We start from the raw sequence: 16239 nt of genomic DNA on the forward strand, positions 1-16239 counted from the left end.
AATAAGTCAGCATGTAAGCGCCAATCAGCCCCACGCGAGAATCGCAATCGAATAAACGATGCCGATCCAGAACATCATGATGACCGTGTAGCCCATGATGTCCTTGAGCTTGAGCTTCGAAAGCGCGAGCGCGGGCAAAATCCAGAACGGCTGCACGAGGTCGTTCCATGCGTTGCCGAGCATCACGGCCGTGGAGGTATGGCCCACGGAGGCCCCGATGGTCTTCGCCGCTTCGATCATGAACGGACCTTGAATGACCCAGTGGCCGCCGCCCGAAGGCGCGAAGAAGTTGATGAAGAACGAGCTGATCAAGCCCCAGAACGGCAGCGTGCCCGGCGTCGCGACCTTCACGAATGCTTCGGAAAACGTATTGACGAGGCCCGAGGACGCCATGATCGCCATGATGCCCGCGTAGAACGGGTACTGCAGAATGATGCCGCTGATCGTGCGAATGCCTTCGTTGAGCTTCTCCACATAGCGGATCGGCGTGCCGAGCAGCAGGATGCCGAGGAACAGAATGAAGAAGTTGATGAGGTTCAGGTCGATCGAGCCGCCCTGTACGAAGTGCAGCGCGACATAGCCCATGCCGATCAGGCCGATCGCGTAGCTCAGAAGACGGCTGTTGTTGAGGCGGTTGGCGAGCGTGTTGCCTTCGTCGAGATCGACGCCGAGCGCGGCGGCCTTCTGCAGCTTGTCTTCCTGGACGCGATCGATTTCCTTGACCGGCTGACCAGGCTTGGGGTGCAGCCATGCGTTCAGGAGCGGCAGCGTGATGATGGTCACGAGGCTCGTGATGAGCATGGTGGGCGAGAAAATCGTTTCGGAGAGCGGAATGACGCCCATCTGCGCTTCGAGCGGATGCCCCTTCGTGGAGATCAGCACGGGAATGCTGGCCGAAAGCCCGAGGCCGTAGAGCGTAAAGCCGCTATACGCCGATGCGATGATGAGCGGGTAGTGCACGCCCTTCACACGCAGCGCGAGCTTGCGCGCGACGATGCCGCCCACCACAAGGCCGAAGCCCCAGTTCAGATAGCTGCCGATGCCGCCCACCAGCGTCGCGACGACGATCGCCATGCGCGGATCGCTCACGCGCGCCACCACGCGGTTCAGGAGGCGGTCGGTGAGCGGGGCGGTCGCGAGCACGTAGCCCATCGCGAGAATCACCGCCATTTGCGTGGTGAACGCGAGCAGCGCCCAGAAGCCCTTACCCCAGCTCGTGGTGAGGGCCGTGACGGCTTGCCCTTGCACGATCACGGCGAGGGCCATCGTCAGCAAGGTGAGGCCGATGGCGAACACGAACGGGTCGGGCAAATACCGGCGCATGAGCTCGGTAAAGAAAGCGGTGACTTTGTGCATGGAAGTGTCTCTGATTGAATCGTAATAGTTGTCGGGTCTCTTCGGCTCTCAGCGCGCGCGTTCGAAGCGCCTATGAGTCGTCGTGGCTATCGTGGCTGTCGTGGCTTGAGGTCTTGCGATGGCGGGCGAGATGCATGAGCTGGCGGTCGCGCCAGCCCACACGCTCGTCCCATTGATCGAGCGGCAGCGCCGCGCGTCGTGCCGCCTCGACCTGGGCGACGAGTTCGGGCGTCCACGGGTCGTGCTGGCCGCGTTCGGCGCCCATGCGTGCGTACGAAGGGCCCATCTTCTGCGCATGCGAGGCGATGCCGCCGCGCGTGTTCAGATCGACGGTCTCGAACGGGCCGATCACCGACCAGCGCGGGCCGAGGCCTTCGCGCATCACGGTGTCGATGTCTTCCACCGACGCCACGCCGTCGCGCACGAGGCAATATGCTTCGCGCAGCACGGCGCCTTGCAGGCGGTTGAAGATGAAGCCTTCCACTTCGTGCTTCACGCGCACGGGCTTCATGCCTGCTTCGGTATAGAGCGCGATCGCGCGCGCGGCTGCCGCTTCGGACGTGAACGGTGCGGGCACGACCTCGATCACGGGCACGAGGTAGGGCGGGTTGCCGGGATGGGCGACGAGGCAGCGCGCGCGACCGGGCAGCGTATCGTCGACGAATTTCGAAGCCGCGAGAAACGACGAGGCGCTCGCGAGTATCGCTTCGGGCGGCGCGGCACGGTCGAGCTGGGCGAAGATCTCGCGCTTGAGTTCGGCGCGTTCGGGTGCGCATTCCTGCACGAGATCGGCTCGCGCCGCAGCGGCTTCGAGCGTATCGACGATCGCGACGCGCGCGGCGATTTCCTGCGCGCTTTCGTCGAGCAGGGCGTAATGCGCGAGGTCGCCGAGGCGCTGCGCAATCTCTTCAGGCACGGTGGCGCGGCGTGCAGCGTCGGGATCGTAGAGGCGCACGCGCCAGCCGGCCCGCGCAAAGCAGATCGCGAACGCCACGCCGATGCTGCCCGCGCCGACGATGCCGGCGCGTCGCGCTTCGCATGCTTGCGCAGGCGTATCGAGGGCCGTCATCGTCAAACCCCCGCGACGCCGACGGTCATGCCGCCGCACACGTAGAGCACCTGGCCGGTCACGAAGCCGCTGCGCGCGTCGAGCAGATACGAGGCCGCGTGCGCAACATCGTCGGGCGTGCCTACGCGTTTCACGGGCACGGCGTTGATGATGGCCTCGGTGCGCGGCGCGCCGGGCGGATTGGCGCGGTCGAACAGTTCGGTGCGGATCGGACCCGGGCCAATGGCGTTCGCGGTCACGCCGAATGCGCCGAGTTCGAGCGCCCACACGCGCGTCATGCCGATCAGCGCCGCCTTGGTGGCCGAGTAGGCCGTGCGCAGCTCTTTACCGAGCGCGGCGCGCGACGACATGTTGACGATGCGCCCGAAGCCCGCGGCCTTCATGCCGGGCAACAGCGCCTGCATGCACTGCTGTGCGCAGCGAACGTTGAGGGCCCATGCGCGTTCGAGTTCCTGGAGCGTCTGGTGCCCGGCGTCGTTGGGCACGACTACGCCCACGTTGTTGATGAGGCGCGTGATCGGGCCGCCTTCGAGCGCGCGGGCGAGCGCGGCTGCCGTTGCTTCAGTGTCGGAGAGATCGGCGATGATGCCGCCGCCCACGCGGTCGATGACGACGGCCTCGTAGCCGTCGGCCTCGCAGCGCGCGGCGCACGCGGCGCCGATGCCGGCGGCGCCGCCGGTGATCAGGACTCGTTCTTTAGCCATGTTTTTCGGGAATGCGAATGAAACAAAGGATAGCGAATCAGTTCGTCAAACCGTGGCGACGGGCGTGACGGGCGAGCCCATGGCGCCCGGCAGCCGCAGCGGCGGCGCGGTGAGCATGAAGCGCGAGCGCCGGTGCTCGCGCAGCCACAGTGCGAGGTCCCGCAGATACCAAAGCTCGCCCAGCGGCAGGCCGAGCTTGAAGAGGCAGTGGTGATGCAGCGGCATGAGCGGGTGATCGCCGGGCGCCGCGGGCGCGCGCGCGGGATAACGTTCGACTGCGTAGTTGTCGGCGGCGAGCGCCGCGATGCCCGAGTCGGTAATCCATTGCAGCAGGCGCTCGTCGCGCCCGTCGAGTGCGCTGCAGTGGCTCGACAACACGGCTTCGTCGGGCTGGCGGTTCATGTCGAGCACCATCTCCGCAAAGCCGGTGCGCAGCACGAGCATGTCGCCTTGCTCGACTTCCACGCCGTCGGCCTCGATCACGCGCATCAGGTCGTCGTAGCCCACCGTGCGAAACTCGCGGCCAAAATGCGCGGCGAAATCGATCAGCACGCCGCGGCCTTGCATGCCCTTGACGGCAAGGTGCTCGATGCCGAGCACCTCGGCATGGCTATGCTCGCCGCCGCACGCGTGAGGCGCGAAGTTGTCTTCCGCCCGATATTCCATCGGGCCGACCACGTCCACGTTCGCGCGATAGCCGTTGTAGTAGACGCTCTCGGCCACGCCGTCGCCGTTGGCGTCGAAGCGCGCGCCCACGTGCGCGAGCGAATCCCACTGCGTGGAGTATTGCAGCGAGAGCAGCACCTGATCGTCGCTCACCACATCGGTCGCGCCCGCAACGTTGCGCGCGAACGGGAAGTTCACATAGGGCAGGCCGTCGCGGAAGGTGGGACGCAGCACCGGCGGATGGCGGCGTACGTTGAGCTTGCTTTCGCCGGGAAAGTCGAGCGGCAGCGAAAGGGTGAACGTGAGGCCCGCGCGAATTTCCTGCGCGCCCTTGAGGACCTGCTCCGCGCCGATGAGATTGGGGCGGCCCAATTGATCGTCGGGACCGAAGTCGCCCCAGTTCGAGCCTTCCGGCCGGTTCTTCCAACGCATGCTTGATCCTCCGCTTCAGGAATTCCGCGCTTCGCGTATCGCTGCATTCAGTGCTCGGGGCGCTTGACGTGCCTCACGCAGCAAGCAGCGTTGGCGGGATTTGCGCGTACACCTCGAGCAGTGCCTTCACGGCGTTCTGCTCGTTCTTGAGAAGACGCGCCTTGGGCGCGCCGATGACGAGCGCAAACGCCTCGCCATGAATCAGGAACCCGCGCGCGAGGCCGGCTACGTCCTCCACGCTCTCGCCCGTCGAGCGATGCCAGCCGTGGGTCACGCCCTGCTCGACGTCGCGCTCGAACGCGCCGCGCGCGATCACCGCGCCATTGGCCGAATGCAGCTGCGGCTCGCAACTGTCGAGCAGTTTGCGGCGCGCGGCGGGGGCGAGCGCGCCGAGCAGCGCCTTGCCCGCGGCGCTCGCAATGGTCATGAAGCCGCCCGGCTCGTCGCTGTAGCGGATCTTCTGGCGCGACTCCATCACGTCGAGATAGACCACGCGGTTGCCCGCAAGCGTGGCGAGCGCGGCGGTTTCGCCGGTCGCGTCGCGCAACGTGGAAAGCAACGGCTGGAACGTCAGCGTGAGCGGGTCCTCGCTGCAGATCTCGCGCGCGACGTGCAGCAGACGCTGCGTGGGGTAATAGCCGGCTTTCACGCCAGGCGCGTACAGATAGCCTTTGGCCACCATCGTCTGCAACAGCGCGTGGCAGCTCGACAGCGGGATCTCGGTTCGACGCGCAATCTCGCTGTAGATCATCGGTTGCCGGACTTCGGCAAAGAGGTTGATCACGTCGAAGACGCGCACTGCAGTTTTCACATCCATGAGAGTATTATCGGCATACCGATAGTCAGCTGACAATAAGGTTACGGGTAAACACCTAACGACTCGTTGCTCGAACACGCAGCGGAAAACGGCACCGGGCTGGCGCAAGAACGCGAATATCGGCGGCGGGATCTCGCCGCCGCAATGGGGAGTTCAGTGATGGAAGCGCTCGAAAGCGGGCGGCAGGAAGCGGCTCAACCCCGCGCCTTCTCCGCCTCCTGATACAGCTCGCGCAGCGACTGCCCGAAGGTGGCGTCGACATCGCGCAGCACGCCGGCGCGCGTGAACATCGCAACCGGCGGCAGCGTCCAGTCGAGCGTGTACGGCACGACCGCCACGCCCGCGAAGTGCACGAGTTCCTCGGCAATATCGGCGGGCACGATCGACACGGCGTTCTCGTTCGTGCTGATCATCTCGCCGATGAGGCGCGACGTGTAGCTCTCCACGATAGGCACGGGCGGCGCCACGCCCGCGTGCAGGAAGAGGTCGGATATCTGCTCGCGGATGGGCGTGTGCGGCGCGCCGAGGATCCAGTCCAGTTCGACCAGCTTTTCCCAGTCGAGCTTGCCGCGCGCGAGGCGCGCCGCCAGGCGCCGGCTGGCGATGAGCCGCGGCTTTTGCTGATGCAGCACCTCGAAGCGCAACTGCGAGACGTCGACGGCCGAAGAGGCGCGCCCGATCACGATATCGAGCGTATGGTCGCGAAGCTGCGGCAGGAGCGCGTCGCTCGTGCCTTCGTGAATCGTCATGGTGACGCGTTGCGGCAGCCGCGACTGCGTGAGGCGAATGGCGGCGGCGAGCGTGCGCCCCGAGATGAACGGAATCACGCCTACGTGCACCCGCGTGGCGTGGCCGGCCACCACGGCTTCGATGTCGCGCGCGAGGTGGTCGAGGTCGTGCAGCATGGCCTGGGCGCGCGCGAGCACCACGTTGCCGAGCGCCGTGGGCGTCATGCCGCGCGGCGTACGGTCGAACAGCGGCGCGCCGAACATGCTCTCCATTTCAGCCAGCGCGTTGGTGACGGCGGGCTGGCTCGTCGCCATGTGTTCCGCCACGCGCGTGAGCGAGCCGTGCTGGCGGATCTGCAGGAGCAGGACCAGATGGCGCATTTTCAGGCGCGTATTCAACCGCCTCGTCACGTCGTCAATGCTGAAAGACACGATTCCCCAAGGTATTACCAAAAAATGATGGCCCCATACTAAATCAAAATGAGCAGGTTATGAGGGCTCTCTAGAATCGCCTCATTCGAACACGACCGCCGCGCCTTCTGTGCGTGCGGCACACCATCAGAGTGAGGAACATGAACAAGACCGATCGTCAGGCCGCCCTCGAATATCACGAATTCCCCACCCCGGGCAAGATTTCGGTGACGGCCAGCAAGCCGCTCGTCACCCAGCGCGACCTCGCGCTTGCCTATACGCCGGGCGTGGCCGTGGCCTGCGAGGAGATCGTCGACAATCCGCAGAACTCGTTTCGCTACACGGCGCGCGGCAATCTGGTGGGCGTGATCACGAACGGTTCGGCCGTGCTGGGTCTCGGCAACATCGGCGCGCTGGCCTCCAAGCCGGTCATGGAAGGCAAGGCGGTGCTCTTCAAGAAGTTCGCCGGCATCGACGTGTTCGACATCGAAATCACCGAAAGCGATCCGGACAAGCTCGTGGACATCATCGCGAGCCTCGAAGCCACGTTCGGCGGCATCAATCTGGAAGACATCAAGGCCCCCGACTGCTTCACGGTCGAACGCAAGCTGCGCGAGCGCATGAAGATTCCGGTCTTCCACGACGATCAGCACGGCACCGCCATCACCGTCTCGGCCGCGTTCATGAACGGCCTGAAAGTGATCGGCAAGGACATCACGAAGGTTAAGGTCGTGACCTCGGGCGCGGGCGCGGCGGCGCTGGCCTGTCTGGATCTCATGGTGGATCTGGGCCTGCCGCTGAAGAACATCTGGGTGACCGACATCGACGGCGTGGTCTACCAGGGCCGCACGACGCTCATGGACCCGGACAAGGAACGCTTCGCGCAGGACACCTCGGCGCGCTCGCTTTCCGACGTGATCGAAGACGCGGACGTGTTTCTCGGCCTTTCGGCGGCCGGCGTGCTCAAGCCCGAGATGGTCAGGAAGATGGCGGACAAGCCGCTGATTCTCGCGCTCGCCAACCCCACGCCGGAAATCTTCCCCGAGGTCGCGCTCGAAGCGCGCCCGGACGCGGTGATCGCCACGGGCCGTTCGGACTTCCCGAACCAGGTCAACAACGTGCTGTGCTTCCCGTACATCTTCCGAGGCGCACTCGATGTGGGCGCAACGACCATCACCCGCAACATGGAAATCGCGGCGGTGCACGCGATCGCCAGGCTCGCCGAAGAAGAACTGAACGATTCGGTGGCGGCCGCATACGGCGCCTATGATCTGCGCTTCGGCCCGAAGTACCTGATTCCGAAGCCGTTCGACTCGCGGCTGATCGTGCGTATCGCGCCGGCCGTTGCGAAGGCGGCGATGGAAGACGGCGTGGCCACGCGCCCCATCGACGACTTTGGCGCCTACACGAACGAGCTTCAGCAGTTCGTGTATCACTCGGGCGCGTTCATGAAGCCGATTTTCGCGGCCGCGAAGCAGTTCGTGCGTGACGGCGGCAAGTCGCGCATCGTGTTCGCCGAAGGCGAGGAAGAGCGCGTGCTGCGCGCGGTGCAGGTGATCGTCGACGAGAAGCTCGCACGTCCGATCCTGATCGGCCGTCCGGAAGTGCTGCTCGCCCGCATCGAGAAGTTCGGTCTGCGCCTGAAGCTCGGCGAAGACGTGGAAGTCACGAACCCCGAATACGACGAGCGCTTCCACCAGTACTGGACGACTTACTGGGAACTGCGTTGCCGCGACGGCATTTCGAAGGAAATGGCGCGCGTGGAAATGCGCCGCCGCCTCACGCTGATCGGCGCGATGATGGTGCGCCTGGGCGACGCGGACGGCATGGTGTGCGGCACCGTGGGCGCGTATCACGACCACCTGCGCTTCGTCGACGAGGTGATCGGCAAACAGCGCAACGCGAATACGTATGCGGCGATGAACATCCTGCTGCTCGACAAGCGCACGGTCGCGATCGTCGACACGCACGTGAACGACAACCCGAACGCCGAGCAGATCGCCGAATTCACGCTGGCCGCGGCACGCCAGATGGAATGGCTGAATCTGCAGCCGAAGGTTGCGCTGCTCTCGCGTTCGAACTTCGGCTCGGGCAGCTCGGCTTCGGGCACGAAGATGCGTGAAGTGCTCAAGCTCGTGACGGAAAAGAATCCCGATCTGGAAATCGATGGGGAAATGCACGGCGACTGCGCGCTGGACGAAGCCCTGCGCCTGCGTATCCTGCCGCATTCGAAGCTCAAGGGCGCGGCGAACCTGCTCGTGTGCCCGAACGTGGACTCGGGCAATATCGCCTACAACCTGCTCAAGACGGGGGCGGGCAGCAACGTGGCGGTCGGTCCGTTCCTGCTGGGCGTGAATGCGCCGGTGAACGTGCTGACCTCGAGCTCGACGGTGCGACGCATCATCAACATGGCCGCCCTGACCGTGTTGCAGGCGAACCGCGACTGAGCGCAGGGACAGGACGCACGCCGTGCGTCCCGATGAAAAACGCGCGATGGCTTCTGGCTGTCGCGCGTTTTTTGCTTTGGCGGGTCAGGGCGCCGCTGCGGCGAGCTGTTCGTCGATCAGGCGGCGGGCTTCGCTGTAGCCGCCCATCAAGGCGTCGATATCGGAGTTGAAGGGCAGCCCGGCGGCGTTGTCGATTTTCAGGGGCGCGGGCGAGGCGGGCTCGTCGATCGCCGCGATGCTCACCACCGCCGTGTAACGAGGCCGTCCGGTTTCCAGGCGCTCGAGCGGGACCGTGCCATTTGTTTCGACGCCAACGCGGATTGCGTAGCCGCGATATTCATAAGTGCGATTCATGACTGCATTGCCGTACGGATTACCGCATGCAAGGGTACGGCGCGCGAGCTTAAGTCAACCTTACGTAGGCACTGAATGAACTGGAAGAGACCTTCTTACGTTGCGCATGAATCGAGGCAAGACGAAAGGCGTTGAAAGGCGTTGGTCGGCAAGGTGCGCAAAGCATTATCGTTCGACGATAAAAGGGCAATTGCAGGCGCCTTCCTTAAGGTTCTCTTCAGCTTGGAGCAGGCACGATCTCGTCACTCTGCCCAGCGTCGCGCGGTGCCATGCGCCTGACATTCGCCTGACAATCGCGTGGCGCAGAGTGAACCCGTCATGCCGGATATCGTTGTCCGCGCAACTTTCTGGAGTGCAGCCCGATGAAGCCGCCGACCGATCGCCTGCACGCCTACCTCTTCGTTGCTTCGCTTTCGGCGATCCTCATTCAGGTCGCGGTGTTCATTTCCATACTTCTGCTGCACGTGCCGGAACGCGCCTTCGAGTCGTCGCTGTTTCGCGTGGCCGTGGTCGCGGCAATCGTCTGCGTGCTCCTCGTCGCTCGCAGGCAGGCGCGGCGCGCCACGCGCGAGGCCGAGTCCCGCAACCGCAGTCAGGCGAAGCTGCGTGCCGCGCGCGCGGCGCGTGCCTCGAAGCGCGCGGCCCGCGCGCCGCTGCGGGCGCGCCATATCCGCAACGCCATGATTGCGGCTGCCGCCCGCTCGAGCACACGTTGAGGCGCCGGGCGCGCGAGCGTCAGCCGTCCACGGGCGGGGCGGGCATCTCCAGATTGAGCTGGTAAAACGCGGCGTCGAGCCAGCGTCCGAACTTGAATCCCACTTCCTTGATCGTGCCCGAGTGCGTGAAGCCCAGCTTGGCGTGCAGCGCGATGCTGCCGGCATTGGTCGCGTCGATGCAGCCCACGAGCACGTGAATCTGTTGCTCACGGGCGCGGCGGATCAACTCCAGCAGCAGGCTTTCGCCGAGGCCGCGGCCGCGCTGGTCGCGGTGCACGTAGACGCTGTGCTCGACCGTGTACTTGTTGGCGGGAAACGCGCGAAACGTGCCCCAGCTCGCGAAGCCGAGCAGCGTGCCGGCCTCGTCCACGGCGCCCACGACCGGAAAACCGTTCGCGCGCCTGGTGCCGAACCACGTGGCCATTGCCTCGGGCGGACGCGGCTTGTAGTCGTAGAGCGCGGTTGAATTGACGATGGCGTCGTTGAGGATCTCGAGAATCGCCGGCGCGTGGTCCGTTTCGTTGCAGTCGATGAAGCGTACGCCGTCGCTCTGTGAGTTCGAATTCATGTGGAATCCTCTTTAAATGAAAAGGGTGGAAGATCGAGCCGAATGACGCGGGTTCAGATACCGCTTGCGTCGCAAATGGCGACGACGTAGCGCGCAGCCTGTGAACCTGGATTGCTGAAGATCAGCGGCTGATCGAGCCGCATGGCGAGGCAGTCGCCCGCATGAAGCGCATGCCGTTCATTGCCCAGCTCCACGTCGATCCGTCCATCCATCACCCAGACCTGCTGGTGAATCACGTTCTCGCGGCTGCCCGTTTCGTAGGCTACGCGCGCGCCGGCCGGGAAATCCACTTCGACCAGCTGGATCGGCGAAGGCCAATTCGGCGGCGAGACGCTCCGGCGCGTATAGCCCGACTGCGGGTCGCGCCACTGTGCCTGCTGCGCGCGGCGCACTAGCGGCCTGGCGGGCGCGCTTTCGCTGCTTGCGCCGAAAAGGCTCGCCATCGAGACCGACAGTCCCGCCGCAAGCTTTTCGAGCACCACGGCCGTGGGGCTGGCGGCGCCGCGCTCGATCATCGAGATCATCGAACGGCTCACGCCGCTGCGCGCGGCCAGCGCGTCGAGCGTCAGACCGCGCGTGGCGCGCAAGTCGCGCACACGGCGGGCAATACGCTCGTTGATACCGGCGTCGGTCGGGTTGTCCATTGGGTTTGATTCCAGGATGATAGAGTTATTATCCAGTAAATTGGAAATTCAGGTCAATGAAAAGCGTACGGTGTCGGAGGCGCGCCCGCTATCCATTTGCATACGGCATGCATCGGCTTTCCCCTGATTCGGGAGGGCAAGCCCTTACAATAGGCCGGTCCTCACTTGCATGCCAAACGAGCCAATGACACGAGATCCTCGCCTCACCCTGAACGCGCGCCAGCAGGAAATGCTCGAATGGGTGCAACGCGACGGCTTCGTCACGGTCGACGATCTCGCCTCGCATTTCGACGTCACGCCGCAAACCATCCGCCGCGACGTGAACTGGCTCGCCGACATGAATCTGCTGCGCCGCTATCACGGCGGCGCGAGTCTGCCTACGAGTGCGGAGAACGTCTCGTACAGTGCGCGGCAGCACATGTTCCATGAGGAGAAGCGCCGCATCGCGGCCCTTGCGGCCCAGCACATTCCCGATCAGGCCTCGCTCTTCATCAACCTCGGCACCACGACCGAGGAAGTCGCGCGCGCGCTCAATCATCATCAGGGCCTGCGCGTCGTCACGAACAATCTCAACGTGGCGAGCGTGATGAGCGGCTACGCCGACTGCGAAGTGATGATCACGGGCGGCGTCGTGCGGCCCTGGGACAAGGGGATCGTCGGCGAGCACACCATCGACTTCATCCGCCAGTTCAAGGTGGATTACGCGATCATCGGCACCTCGGCTATCGAGACCGACGGCACGCTGCGCGACTTCGACACGCGCGAAGTCCGCGTGGCGCAGGCCATCATCGAGCATGCGCGCACGGTCTATCTCGTGGCCGACCATTCGAAGGTCGGCCGCCCGGCGCTCGTGCGCCAGGGGCATCTGAGCCAGATTCACGCGCTCTTCACCGACCAGCCGCTGCCTGAGGAAATGAACGAGGCGGTGCTCGCGGCGGGCACGCAGGTCCACGTCGCTGCGTAAGCCGCGGGATTTTCGTCCGCGCTTTTTCCGGACCGTGGTTCGCGCGTTTTCCCCATTTCCGGCCTGAATTCCAGCGCGTTTCGCGCGTGGGCGGGGTGTTGCCCACCGGAAGCACGCGGCAACCCCGCTCACGCCCCCGTTTTCGTTCGCGCCTGACGAACGTTCGGCCTTGTTCGATAAATGTTCGTTTGTGCACCATTTTCGATAAATCATCTGAAATTCGAACCTTTACTTTTTCGTTCATGTTCGATAAATTTCGAATTCGAACATTTTGAGGTTCGTTTTTCTTTTAGGGATACAGCAGGGTGACTCAACAGAACCGGTACGATCTGCTCGTCGTGGGCGGCGGGATCAACGGCGCGGGCATCGCGCGCGACGCGGCCGGCCGCGGGTTGTCGGTGTTGCTTTGCGAGCAGGACGATCTCGCCTCGCATACTTCGTCGTCCAGCACCAAGCTGATTCACGGCGGCCTGCGCTATCTCGAGTACAAGGAATTCGGGCTCGTGCGCAAGGCGCTGCAGGAGCGCGAAACGCTGCTGCGCGCCGCGCCCCACATCATGTGGCCGCTGCGTTTCGTCATGCCGCACATGCCGAATCTGCGTCCCGCCTGGCTCATTCGCGTGGGCCTGTTTCTCTACGACCATCTCGCGAAGCGCGAATTGCTGCCGGGCTCGCGCGGTATCGACATGCGCCGCCATGCGGCGGGCGAGCCGCTCATCGACTCGATCCAGCGCGGCTTCGTGTATTCGGACGGCTGGGTCGACGACGCGCGCCTCGTCGTGCTCAACGCGCTCGATGCGCAGGAGCGCGGCGCGCATATCCTCACGCGCACGAAGCTCGTTTCCGCCGTACGCACGAACGCCACGACCGGCGCGCACAGCGCGCATGGCGAATGGCAGGCGCTTCTGCGCCGCCCGGACGGCAGCACCTTCGACGTGCGCGCCCGCGCCATCGCCAACGCGGCCGGCCCGTGGGTGGGCGAGGTGCTGCATGGTGCGCTCGGGCGCGGCGCGCAGCACAGCGTGCGGCTCGTGAAAGGCAGCCATATCGTCACGAAGCGCCTGTTCGGGCACGACCACGCGTACATCTTCCAGAACCCGGACAAGCGCATCATCTTCGCGATTCCGTACGAGCACGACTTCACGCTCATTGGCACGACCGACGTGGAGTATCACAACGACCCCGCGAAGGTCGCGATCGACGGCGACGAAACGCGCTATCTGTGCGAGTCGATCAACCGTTATTTCAAGCGCAAGATTTCGCCGGCCGACGTGCAATGGTCCTACTCGGGCGTGCGTCCGCTGCTCGAGGAAGAGGGCGCGGAGAACGCGTCCGCCGTCACGCGCGACTACAAGCTCGAACTCGACGAAACCGCTGGCGCGCCGCTGCTTTCGGTGTTCGGCGGCAAGATCACGACCTTCCGCAAGCTTGCGGAAGAGGCTTCGGACATGCTGTGCCGTGTGCTTGGCCATGCTGCGCCTGCGTGGACGGCGGGCGCGCCGCTGCCCGGCGGCGATATTGCGAACGCGCGTTTCGAGCCCTTCGCACAGGACTTCGCCAGACGCCACGCGTGGCTGCCTGCGGCGCTTGCGCGCCGCTACGCACGCGCATACGGCACGCGTGCCGGGCGTCTTGTGGGTAACGCGCAGTCGCTCGCGGACCTCGGCGCCGAAGTTGTGCCGGGCATTTACGAGGCCGAATTGCGCTATCTGCGCAACGCGGAATGGGCCACGCGCGCCGAAGACGTATTGTGGCGCCGCTCGAAGCTGGGCCTGCATGTCGCGCCGGGCACGCTCAATGGCGTGGCCGCCGCAATCGATCACTGGTTTGCCGCAACAAGCGCGACGGCGACCGCGCAGCACTGAAGTTCGCCGGCATCACGCAAGGTAAGTCACGCACCCCCACGCGCCGTTCCCGCGGCGCGTCATCACAACTAGTACAGACGGAGATAAGAGACATGCAGGAACAGTACATTCTTGCGCTCGACCAGGGCACCACGAGTTCGCGCGCCATGCTTTTCGACCGCCAGGGCAACATCGTTTCGATCGCCCAGAAGGAGTTCGAACAGATTTATCCGCAGCCGGGCTGGGTCGAGCACGATCCGCAGGAAATCTGGTCGACGCAGGCGGGCGTCGCCGCCGAGGCCGTGACGCGCGCCGGCATGAACGGCACCAACATCGCCGCGATCGGCATTACGAACCAGCGCGAGACGACGATCGTCTGGGACCGCGAGACGGGCCATCCCGTCTATAACGCCATCGTGTGGCAGGACCGCCGCACGGCCGACTTCTGCGACTCGCTCAAGGCGCTCGGTCTCGAAGAGAAAGTGCGTGCGAAAACGGGGCTGCCGATCGATTCGTACTTCTCGGCAACCAAGATTCGCTGGATTCTCGACAACGTGCCCGGCGCACGCGAAAAAGCGCGGCGAGGCTTGCTCGCGTTCGGCACCGTGGACAGCTGGCTCGTGTGGAACTTCACGAAGCACGAACTGCACGTGACCGACGTGACGAACGCGTCGCGCACCATGCTCTTCAACATCCACACGCGTCAATGGGACGACGAACTGCTCGACGCACTCGAAATTCCGCGCAGCATGCTGCCGGAAGTCCGTTCGTCATCCGAAGTTTATGGTCCGACGAAGACCACGGTGTTCGCCTCGAAGATTCCGCTTGCCGGCATCGCGGGCGACCAGCAGGCCGCGATGTTCGGCCAGATGTGCACGGGCACGGGCATGGTGAAGAACACCTACGGCACGGGCTGCTTCCTGATGATGAACACGGGCACGAAGCCCATCGAGTCGAAGAACAACCTCGTCACGACGATCGCGTGGCAGATCGGCGACGAGGTCAACTACGCGCTCGAAGGCAGCATCTTCATTGCCGGCGCGGTGGTGCAGTGGCTGCGCGACGGCATGGGCATCATCAAGAGCGCGCCGGAAATCGAAGCGCTCGCCGCCAGCGTGCCGCATACGGACGGCGTATATCTCGTGCCGGCCTTCGCGGGCCTCGGCGCGCCGCACTGGAACGCGCACGCGCGCGGCACGCTGTTCGGCGTGACGCGCGGCACGACCGCGGCGCACCTCGCGCGCGCGGCGCTCGATTCGATCGCGTACCAGTCGCTCGACGTGCTGGCCGCGATGGAGGCGGATGCGGGCATCAGTGTGGGCGAACTGCGCGTGGACGGCGGCGCGAGCGCGAACAATCTGCTCATGCAGTTCCAGGCAGACCTGCTCGGCGTGGATGCGGTGCGCCCGAAGATCACCGAGACCACAGCGCTCGGCGCGGCCTACCTTGCAGGCCTTGCAACCGGCTACTGGCAGAACGTGGGCGAGCTGCAGAGCCAGTGGAAGCTCGACCGCCGTTTCTCGCCGTCCATGCAGGCCGCGCAGGTCGACGCGTGCCGCGCAGGCTGGCAGCGTGCGGTGCGCGCGGCCAAGGCCTGGGCGGACGACTCGCACTGAGCAACGCGCTCAGCTTTTCAGCAAACAAGCATAACTAATTAACATAACCCGCGGCGGGATTGCATGCGCTTCGTGCGCCTGCACCGCGCGGGCAGAGAGAGACTACGAAAATCATGTCACCCTATCTTGCGGAGTTCATCGGCACGGCCATTCTCGTGCTGCTAGGCAACGGCGCCGTTGCAAACGTGCTGCTGGCGAAAACGAAGGGCAAGGGCGCCGACCTCATCGTCATCGTGATGGGCTGGGCCATGGCCGTATTCGTGGCGGTCTACGTGACCGCTTCGTTCAGCGGCGCGCACCTCAACCCGATCGTCACGATCAGCCTCGCGCTCGCGGGCAAGTTCGCGTGGTCGAAGGTCGGCGGCTATATCGCGGCGCAGATGCTCGGCGGCATGGCGGGCGCACTGCTCGTGTGGCTTGCCTATCGACAGCACTTTGCGAACGAAGCCGACCCGGATATCAAGCTCGCGGTGTTCTGCACGGCGCCCGCCATTCGCAGCAAGCGGCACAACGTGTTGACGGAAGCGATCTGCACCTTCGTGCTGATCCTCGGCGTGCTCTATCTGGCCTCGCCGCAGGTGGGACTCGGTGCGCTCGACGCACTGCCCGTCGGCCTGCTCGTGCTGGGCATCGGCATTTCGCTCGGCGGCCCGACCGGCTATGCGATGAGTCCGGCGCGCGATCTCTCGCCGCGCATCGTGCACGCGCTGCTGCCGATTCCGGGCAAGCGCGACAGCGACTGGCGCTATGCGTGGATTCCGGTGTTCGGGCCGCTTGCCGGCGGTGCGGCTGCGGCCGGTCTCTATCATTTCCTGCACACGATGCACTGACCGCGCTCACCTATCTCGCGTCTGTGTCACGGGCGCGTTGCAGTGCACAAAGCCCGCGTACGCCACGGCGTTC

The 16239-nt window shown here is 64.9% G+C and carries 15 protein-coding genes; 6 read left to right on the forward strand and 9 right to left on the reverse strand.

Annotation, left to right across the window (positions count from 1 at the left end; all coding sequences use genetic code 11):
* Positions 1-24: 24 nt before the first annotated feature.
* The 6 genes from C7411_RS20425 to C7411_RS20450 form a co-directional block, all read right to left on the reverse strand.
* Positions 25-1356 carry a short-chain fatty acid transporter gene (locus tag C7411_RS20425; protein ID WP_110385873.1) on the reverse strand — a complete coding sequence of 444 codons (1332 nt, stop codon included), beginning with the start codon at positions 1354-1356 and terminating at the stop codon, positions 25-27.
* A gap of 70 nt (positions 1357-1426) precedes the next feature.
* Positions 1427-2425 (reverse strand): 3-hydroxyacyl-CoA dehydrogenase, encoded by a 999-nt coding sequence (locus C7411_RS20430; RefSeq protein ID WP_110385874.1) that lies wholly within the window; start codon positions 2423-2425, stop codon positions 1427-1429.
* Between the two features lie 2 nt (positions 2426-2427).
* Positions 2428-3129 (reverse strand): SDR family oxidoreductase, encoded by a 702-nt coding sequence (locus C7411_RS20435; RefSeq protein WP_110385875.1) that lies wholly within the window; start codon positions 3127-3129, stop codon positions 2428-2430.
* Positions 3130-3174: 45 nt separating this feature from the next.
* Entirely contained in the window at positions 3175-4227 is a 1053-nt protein-coding gene (locus C7411_RS20440; RefSeq protein WP_110385876.1) for a cyclase family protein, read from the reverse strand.
* A 73-nt stretch (positions 4228-4300) separates the two neighbouring features.
* Positions 4301-5044 (reverse strand): IclR family transcriptional regulator, encoded by a 744-nt coding sequence (locus tag C7411_RS20445; RefSeq protein WP_110385877.1) that lies wholly within the window; start codon positions 5042-5044, stop codon positions 4301-4303.
* A 194-nt stretch (positions 5045-5238) separates the two neighbouring features.
* Positions 5239-6204 (reverse strand): LysR family transcriptional regulator, encoded by a 966-nt coding sequence (locus C7411_RS20450; protein ID WP_110385878.1) that lies wholly within the window; start codon positions 6202-6204, stop codon positions 5239-5241.
* Between the two features lie 140 nt (positions 6205-6344).
* On the opposite strand from C7411_RS20450, the gene C7411_RS20455 reads away from it, so the two are divergent.
* Positions 6345-8630, forward strand: a complete 2286-nt coding sequence (locus C7411_RS20455) for an NADP-dependent malic enzyme (protein WP_110385879.1) — start codon at positions 6345-6347, stop codon at positions 8628-8630.
* Positions 8631-8714: 84 nt separating this feature from the next.
* Here C7411_RS20455 and C7411_RS20460 read toward each other — a convergent pair whose 3' ends face one another.
* Positions 8715-8984: a hypothetical protein gene (locus tag C7411_RS20460; protein WP_110385880.1), complete on the reverse strand. Its 270-nt coding sequence runs from the start codon at positions 8982-8984 to the stop codon at positions 8715-8717.
* 362 nt (positions 8985-9346) lie between these two features.
* On the opposite strand from C7411_RS20460, the gene C7411_RS20465 reads away from it, so the two are divergent.
* Complete coding sequence (locus tag C7411_RS20465; RefSeq protein WP_110385881.1) at positions 9347-9700, forward strand: hypothetical protein; 354 nt, start codon at positions 9347-9349, stop codon at positions 9698-9700.
* Positions 9701-9719: 19 nt separating this feature from the next.
* On the opposite strand, the gene C7411_RS20470 is transcribed toward C7411_RS20465, so the two are convergent.
* Together C7411_RS20470 and C7411_RS20475 are read right to left on the reverse strand one after the other, a co-directional pair.
* The gene (locus tag C7411_RS20470) at positions 9720-10268 is read right to left on the reverse strand and encodes a GNAT family N-acetyltransferase (RefSeq protein WP_110385882.1); all 549 of its coding nucleotides are present in this window, start codon (positions 10266-10268) and stop codon (positions 9720-9722) included.
* A 53-nt stretch (positions 10269-10321) separates the two neighbouring features.
* Positions 10322-10912 carry a helix-turn-helix domain-containing protein gene (locus C7411_RS20475; RefSeq protein WP_110385883.1) on the reverse strand — a complete coding sequence of 197 codons (591 nt, stop codon included), beginning with the start codon at positions 10910-10912 and terminating at the stop codon, positions 10322-10324.
* Between the two features lie 184 nt (positions 10913-11096).
* Here C7411_RS20475 and C7411_RS20480 point away from each other — a divergent pair, with 184 nt between their 5' ends.
* The 4 genes from C7411_RS20480 (at position 11097) to C7411_RS20495 (ending at position 16166) form a co-directional block, all read left to right on the forward strand.
* Positions 11097-11876: a DeoR/GlpR family DNA-binding transcription regulator gene (locus C7411_RS20480; RefSeq protein ID WP_110385884.1), complete on the forward strand. Its 780-nt coding sequence runs from the start codon at positions 11097-11099 to the stop codon at positions 11874-11876.
* Positions 11877-12181: 305 nt separating this feature from the next.
* Positions 12182-13741 carry a glycerol-3-phosphate dehydrogenase gene (gene glpD / locus C7411_RS20485; RefSeq protein ID WP_110385885.1) on the forward strand — a complete coding sequence of 520 codons (1560 nt, stop codon included), beginning with the start codon at positions 12182-12184 and terminating at the stop codon, positions 13739-13741.
* Between the two features lie 92 nt (positions 13742-13833).
* A complete protein-coding gene (gene glpK, locus C7411_RS20490) occupies positions 13834-15336 on the forward strand; it encodes a glycerol kinase GlpK (RefSeq protein WP_110385886.1) in 1503 nt (500 codons plus the stop codon).
* A gap of 113 nt (positions 15337-15449) precedes the next feature.
* Positions 15450-16166 carry an MIP/aquaporin family protein gene (locus C7411_RS20495; RefSeq protein WP_110385887.1) on the forward strand — a complete coding sequence of 239 codons (717 nt, stop codon included), beginning with the start codon at positions 15450-15452 and terminating at the stop codon, positions 16164-16166.
* Positions 16167-16239: the final 73 nt, after the last annotated feature.

Source organism: Paraburkholderia silvatlantica (assembly GCF_003096715.1).
GTDB lineage: Bacteria > Pseudomonadota > Gammaproteobacteria > Burkholderiales > Burkholderiaceae > Paraburkholderia > Paraburkholderia silvatlantica.